The sequence below is a fragment of the Spirochaetota bacterium genome, assembly GCA_040756435.1.
In the GTDB taxonomy this organism is placed as follows: domain Bacteria; phylum Spirochaetota; class UBA4802; order UBA4802; family UB4802; genus UBA4802.
Genome location: JBFLZD010000097.1, coordinates 1 through 6,546 on the forward strand (window position 1 = coordinate 1; position 6,546 = coordinate 6,546).

A 6,546-nucleotide genomic window follows, 5' to 3' on the forward strand; every position below is an offset into this window, starting at 1 on the left:
TAATGATTTAAGTATATACCAGTATTGCAATTAAATATACTTCATTGTTGCGTTTAAACAAGTCAAATTTGATAAGAGAATATAAAGAAGTTTAAAAAAACTATCTCAGGTTCTTTGTTGGTACTTTTTTAATATTTCAGGGTCTGGCCCCCAATAAAATTTGCAGCATTGAATTCCTTCTTCAAGGAAAACATGAAAACTATTTATCCTCCCAAAGTAATGTTATTTCTTTAAGATGTAGTACTAAATTTTTTAATTCAAAATTTCAACTTTTTTTTGAACAACTGCGGTTTTGCGATACTTTAATAAAAGAATTTATTTTAAAAATTTTTTAAAAATTTTTTTATAAATTCTATTGACAAAGTTTGACTATCTTTTTATAAGTCCATTCACACGGTAAGTAAATTCTTCCCGGTGGTTATAGAGAGGGGGAAACACCTGTTCCCATTCCGAACACAGAAGTTAAGCCCCTCATCGCCGATGATACTGCACCGGTAACGGTGTGGGAAAGTAGGTCGCTGCCGGGATTGCAATCATAAATATTATAATGAAAAAGCCACTCTGCAGTGAGTGGCTTTTTTCGTTAATACTATTTATTCATAATTTCCCGTAAAGCTTATTGTAAAACCAAAGAATGATTGCATCAGAACGGTGAAACAATGAATCCCTTACCTTTTGCAAAGGAAGTGCTTTATCTCCTATTACATCAATTGAATATAGACAGTATAGGGCAATATCTTCACCCTTATCAAGGATAAATAAAAAGAATTTAAATTTTCGTTTATCCACAACAGGCATCGAAAAATATTTAATATGGTTTACATTTTCAGTTTTTAATAGAATAAATTCAGGTATCTGGTATATGATATATTGGTAAACAACCTTCCCAAACGTTTTATCTTCCTGGAGAGTATAAAAAGAATAAACTTGCTGTAAATGTTTGATAGAAGGATCATTTAATTGTTTTAAGGAAGGATAGTGTATAATATAAGATTTTGTAAAAAGTATGCGCAATTTCTTTCTTGTTTGTGAGTAATACTTAATGCCCTGCATTGAACTGACTGAATGTAAAATATTAATTATAGACAATCTATCACTGCTGGTAATTGGGTTTTTTATATTCTGTGGTTTTTTAAATGTATGGTATGCTTCCAGTGTAATATTATTTTTAGTAATTGAAGCATTTTTAATAATAAATGCTCTTATTGCAGGGGTAGGTGCAAGGGTGAGTTCTTTTGTTGTTTTAACAAAATGTTTTTTACCATCTATTGTGTCAGGAAGAATTGAATATCCCTGTACAGTTGTTTGTGGTACTATGAGTGTTAAAATAAGAGCAAATAATTTATTTTTCATACCAATGCTTGCCGTACCTTTTAAAAATATAAAAAAATTTTATAGTATTATTTTTCCCCAAAAATTTTATTTTTTATATATAAAAATAGCAAATATTTTTCAATATGAGGAGATTATAATTTCTTAGAGATATAATGAGTTAAAACTGTTATTTATAGGCTTATTTTAACAGGTATTCTATACGTGAAACAACATACTACTTACTTTGTTATTACTTTTTTATGGTCATGGAGTTTATGGTTTATTCCTATTTTTTTAGGTTTACAAATTGACCATTTTGTAACTATGTTTTTATATATCTGTGGTGGTATAGCACCTTCTTCAACGGGAATTATTCTGGCCAGGCTCAAGGGCGATAGTTACTGGAAAAGTTTTCTCAGGCGTTCTGTTGATGTTCGTCTCATTACAAAAAAATATTTATTCTTCTTATTTATTATTATTCCAGCAACTACGTTTGCTGGATTATTGCTGTATTTAACTTTCACCGGTATCTGGCCAAAGCTATATTCATTTGAAAAATATATTGCCAATCCATTAAATATCGTGCCTTTTGCAATATACATGTTGTTTTTTGGGCCAATACCTGAGGAGTTAGGATGGCGAGGATTTGCCCTTGATCATCTGGAACAGTCATATTCCAGAATTGCTGCAAGCATGATTCTGGGGTTTTTCTGGATGATGTGGCATCTCCCATTATTTTTCATTCAAGGAACCTATCAATATAACTTGCTCAAAGCTTCACCTTTGCTCATGATAGATTTTATGATTCAATTTTATCCTTTAAGTATTATGATGGATTGGGTTTATCATAATACAAAAAGGAGTATTGCATCAGGTATTCTATTCCATTTTTGTATAAATTTTTTTGGTGAAATGATAGACATTCCCAACGAAACAAAATATTTCAGGACTATAGTACAATTAATTATTGCCTTAATGATTTTACTTACCTGGAAAAAGGAGATAAAAAAATGATAAAAGTATTTATAGTTGATGCCTTTACATCTGAAATGTTTAAAGGAAATCCTGCTGCAGTTTGTGTATTGTCTACTGGTATTCCTGATGAACTAATGCAGTCGATAGCACGTGAAATGAATTGCCCTGAAACAGCATTTGTATTGCCACAGGATAATGGTTTTTTACTCAGGTGGTTTGCCCCACTGCAAGAGGTGGATTTATGTGGACATGCCACTTTAGCTACATCACATGTATTGTATGAACAGCATATAGCTACTGCTCAGCAAGAGCTTAAGTTTTATACCAGAAGCGGGTTACTAATAGTGAAAAAAGAGGGTGATATAATAACAATGAATTTCCCTCAGGAGATAGCCACAGAGTATTCAATTCCTCAATGGGTTATTGAAGCGTTGGGTGTTAAACCTGTGTATACTGGTAAAAACAGGATGGATTACCTTATTGAAGTTAAGACTGAAGAAGAGGTTTTAGAAATCAATCCTGACTTTATAGCATTAAAAAAAATGGATAGCAGAGGTGTGATTATAACAGCAAAATCTTCCAGAATGGAATATGATTTTGTATCAAGATTTTTTGCCCCTGGTCTTGGGGTAAATGAAGATCCTGTTACTGGATCTGCACATTGTTGTTTAGGCCCCTACTGGCAACAAAAATTACAAAAGAGTACTTTTACTGCTTATCAGGCTTCAGAGCGCGGTGGTGTTTTGAAAGTTGAAGTGGGAGATGACCGAGTGTATATTGGTGGGAAAGCGGTAACAGTGTTAAGTGGCCACATTAATATTTAATGATTTTAGGCAACAACAGAGGACATTTATAAAAAAACATAGGATAAATACGTGTATCATTCCTAACCTTTATGTATACCGAAGGTGGTGTTGTATTTATGCTTGGGCTATTAATGTAGGTAATATAATCTTCAATTTTTATAGGAGTGTGGTATGCCGGCAATAATTGTAGATAAAGATAAGTGTAAAAAAGACAAATTGTGTGTTATGGAATGTCCTATGAAGATAATCTCAGTTGATGATAGTGGTATTCCTCAGACACTTAATACTGCTGAGTCTATGTGTATTGAATGTGGACATTGTGTGGCAGTTTGCCCCCATGGTGCATTGAGTCTTCCAATGTTGAAAGCCGAAGAATGCCAGGATATACATCAACAATGGAATCCGGGTGTTACTGTAATAGAAAATTATTTCAAGGGAAGGCGTTCTATACGCAGATTTAAAAAAGATATAGTTAAGAAAGATGATCTCATGAAACTCATGGAAATAGCTGCTTATGCACCAACAGGCCATAACTCACGCACTGTTGAATATATTGTATATACTCAAAAAGAAGAAATACATGTATTAATTAAACACGTGATTGATTGGATGCATACGATGATAATTAATTCCCCTGAAATAGCAAAGAGCATGCATTTTGACATGATAACAAAAGCGTGGGAAGATGGTGTAGATACCGTAACTCACAGTGCACCAGTAATAATAGTTGCACATGGAAAGAAATCCAATCCAAATACTCAAACATCATGTACTATTGCCCTTACACATTTAGAATTAATTGCCCCGGCTTTAGGGCTTGGGTGTTGTTGGGCAGGATACTTTTCATGGTGTGCAATGGTATATCATCCCTTGAAGAAAGCTTTGCAAATCCCGGATGGGAATAATGTATACGGGACAATGTTGGTGGGATATCCTTTGGTTAGGTACTATCGCATTCCATATAGAGAGGCTATCATTGAATGGCGATAAGAAATAAGAAAATGCTATTCATAAATTATTCATGTTGAAACAAAATAAAAAAGGGGCAGTCTTTTTGGACACCCCTTTTTTATTTTACTTTAATGAAATTGAATTATCGCTCGTAAGCTCCACCTTCAACTTCTTTCTTTAAACCTTTTTTCTCAACCTGATAGACGATTTCACAGTTATCATCATCGTCATAGGTTTCTTTAACGATGGTTCCACCTTTTACAAGGCCACCAAATTCTTTTGCAACTGCAACACCGGTGGATGCGTAATCAGCAGCTCCTGCAGCACCTTCCAAACGAGCGCCAACAAATTTTTCAATTATTCGCTTCTCAGCCATTATCTGAGCTGCTTCTTTGGCTGTTCCTCGTCTTTGAATTTTGTTCTTTAAACCAGGCTTTGGGGCACCAGTAGCAGTTACTCTGAAAATATCAGGTGTTACCCATCCTTCTGAAATAAATGTTTCACCTTTAACCTGGCCACCTATCTTTTGTGATCCGCATGCTGTAAAGCTAATTGCTACCACAGCAATTAATGCAACTAATAAAAGCTTTTTCATAAACAGCTCCTCCTTCTCTTTAGGGGGGTTAACCCCATATTATATTATTAATAAACTAAGTGAGTATAGGGATATACCGTATACTTAAGGCAAATAGTAATAAAAATAAAAAGAAACGTCAACATAAAAAAATAAAATTTTTTAGTACTAATTCCCTGCACTCCTCTTAGCATATTATTTAAACAATATATGATACTACAAATATTTTGTATGATAGTGCAAAAAAATTTTTATTCAACTTCCCTGTCAAGGGATGCTAACATGAAAAACATAATTGCACATATAATGATCATATTAAACATAAACCATAAAAATGAAAGCTCTTTTTCAGTAACCCAGGTATATGTCAGTGAAGACAAAGTGCCAGTTGAAAAGAAAAACAGTATGATTTCGTAATATTCAGAAAGTGCTGTGGCTACAGTATCAACCAATGAATCGGATATAGTGACTTTCATTGGTTCATACGACTTTCGTATCTGTGGCAGTATAATAAATAAAAGAACGCAGAATACGGATGACTGGAAAAACCAGTTGGTTGACAGTAACGGGATTAATATACCAAACACAAGAGATATCAGTGCATATACCGGGTATAATCTGAATTTGGATAATAGTGGTATCCAGTGATCTGGAATAAGAAAAACTACCTGTTTTAATTCCTGCTTTGTATATTCATCCTTTGCATTGAAAAGTTTATAGTATTCATACACAATAACAATGAGGATTGTATAAAAAATACATAATAACATTATAGAAAGTAACCCCATAGAGCTCCTCCAGAAATAGAATGTATTGAACATAATTCCAGATGCCAACCTCTGCTATGACAGAATTGACCAGTGTGGTCTGCCCTGTCATTAACAGCATTACCTGGAATCAATTGAAAATTTAAGATCCCGAATCAAGCCAATCATGAAATAATGCTCGTTTTAGGATATCACTATGGCCATCCTAAAATAAATTGAAAACAGGATTCAGGACTACTCACTCTATATGCTATAATGCGATTTTATGCAAGTATTTTATTCATAAAGGATACTGAAATTACAACAATGACGTTAACAGTAACTATCGCACAATATAAACTTTTCTTCCTTTTACTTTAAGTTTATCCATGCAGAAAAGCTTTACTGATTCAATCAATATGGTATGTTCTTCCTTAAGAATACGCGCTGAGAGTGTGTCTTCGGTATCATCGTCATGCACTGGCACAGCTTTTTGCATAATAATGGGCCCTGAGTCTGTGCCTTCATCAATGAAATGTGTGGTGCATCCCGAAATTTTAACACCATAGTCAAGTGCCTGCTTCTGAGCATGAGTACCGGGGAATGATGGGAGTAGCGCAGGGTGTATATTGATAATCCTGTTTTTAAACTCATTAACAAAGTATGGTGTTAAAAGACGCATATATCCCGCAGTGACCACCAGGTCAGTGTTGTATTTATGCAAAAGCTCAACCATAGCTTTTTCATGGTCCTGGCGGGTGGGGTATTCTTTGGGGTTAACAAAAAAAGCGGGTATTGAAAGTTGGCGTGCTATGTCAAGGGCTTTTACTCCTTGCTTATCTGAAATAACAATGCCCAGTGTTGCCGGAATATCACCTTTGATAATTGCATTGGCAACAGCCTGGAAATTTGATCCACGTCCTGATACTAAAAATGATACTGTTTTTTTCATGTGGCCCCTCATTATATATAATCTCATGGTAGTAAAAAACATATACAGAATATACCGCTGTTTATAGTATTATTAGATACGCATCGTTGATAATGTTGCATCGTCAATTGTATTATCTGAAACTAATGTTGTAGTATGGCACCCCTTTATAAATAATGCAACATTGTTTTCATCTGGTGTTGGTCTGCCGTATCGTGCCAGTATCTGTGCAAGAACAGGGTAGTCACT

The 6,546-nt window shown here is 34.3% G+C and carries 7 protein-coding genes and 1 rRNA gene; 4 read left to right on the forward strand and 4 right to left on the reverse strand.

Annotated features, from left to right (window positions below; all coding sequences use genetic code 11):
- Window positions 1-410 precede the first annotated feature (410 nt).
- Window positions 411-527: ribosomal RNA gene (gene rrf, locus AB1444_15940) — 5S ribosomal RNA — on the forward strand.
- A 70-nt stretch (window positions 528-597) separates the two neighbouring features.
- Here the strand turns inward: rrf and AB1444_15945 are convergent.
- On the reverse strand, window positions 598-1,353 hold the full coding sequence (locus tag AB1444_15945; protein MEW6528147.1) for a DUF6675 family protein: 756 nt from the start codon (window positions 1,351-1,353) through the stop codon (window positions 598-600).
- A 183-nt stretch (window positions 1,354-1,536) separates the two neighbouring features.
- Here AB1444_15945 and AB1444_15950 point away from each other — a divergent pair, with 183 nt between their 5' ends.
- From AB1444_15950 to AB1444_15960, 3 genes are all read left to right on the forward strand, one after another.
- Entirely contained in the window at window positions 1,537-2,328 is a 792-nt protein-coding gene (locus AB1444_15950) for a CPBP family intramembrane glutamic endopeptidase (GenBank protein MEW6528148.1), read from the forward strand.
- On the forward strand, window positions 2,325-3,113 hold the full coding sequence (locus tag AB1444_15955) for a PhzF family phenazine biosynthesis protein (protein ID MEW6528149.1): 789 nt from the start codon (window positions 2,325-2,327) through the stop codon (window positions 3,111-3,113). Before AB1444_15950 ends, AB1444_15955 begins: the two co-directional genes overlap by 4 nt.
- Window positions 3,114-3,266: 153 nt before the next feature.
- Window positions 3,267-4,085, forward strand: a complete 819-nt coding sequence (locus AB1444_15960; protein ID MEW6528150.1) for a nitroreductase family protein — start codon at window positions 3,267-3,269, stop codon at window positions 4,083-4,085.
- A 103-nt stretch (window positions 4,086-4,188) separates the two neighbouring features.
- Here AB1444_15960 and AB1444_15965 read toward each other — a convergent pair whose 3' ends face one another.
- From AB1444_15965 to purN, 3 genes are all read right to left on the reverse strand, one after another.
- Window positions 4,189-4,641 (reverse strand): hypothetical protein, encoded by a 453-nt coding sequence (locus AB1444_15965; GenBank protein MEW6528151.1) that lies wholly within the window; start codon window positions 4,639-4,641, stop codon window positions 4,189-4,191.
- A 230-nt stretch (window positions 4,642-4,871) separates the two neighbouring features.
- Entirely contained in the window at window positions 4,872-5,408 is a 537-nt protein-coding gene (locus AB1444_15970; protein ID MEW6528152.1) for a hypothetical protein, read from the reverse strand.
- Window positions 5,409-5,709: 301 nt separating this feature from the next.
- Window positions 5,710-6,318 carry a phosphoribosylglycinamide formyltransferase gene (gene purN / locus AB1444_15975; protein ID MEW6528153.1) on the reverse strand — a complete coding sequence of 203 codons (609 nt, stop codon included), beginning with the start codon at window positions 6,316-6,318 and terminating at the stop codon, window positions 5,710-5,712.
- Between the last annotated feature and the right edge of the window lie 228 nt (window positions 6,319-6,546).

Bases quoted from the DNA above. Each gene is read 5' to 3' on its own strand.
- AB1444_15945 (MEW6528147.1), bottom strand. From the start codon at position 1,353: ATGAAAAATAAATTATTTGCTCTTATTTTAACACTCATAGTACCACAA.
- AB1444_15955 (MEW6528149.1), top strand. From the start codon at position 2,325: ATGATAAAAGTATTTATAGTTGATGCCTTTACATCTGAAATGTTTAAA.
- AB1444_15960 (MEW6528150.1), top strand. From the start codon at position 3,267: ATGCCGGCAATAATTGTAGATAAAGATAAGTGTAAAAAAGACAAATTG.
- AB1444_15965 (MEW6528151.1), bottom strand. From the start codon at position 4,641: ATGAAAAAGCTTTTATTAGTTGCATTAATTGCTGTGGTAGCAATTAGC.
- AB1444_15970 (MEW6528152.1), bottom strand. From the start codon at position 5,408: ATGGGGTTACTTTCTATAATGTTATTATGTATTTTTTATACAATCCTC.
- purN (MEW6528153.1), bottom strand. From the start codon at position 6,318: ATGAAAAAAACAGTATCATTTTTAGTATCAGGACGTGGATCAAATTTC.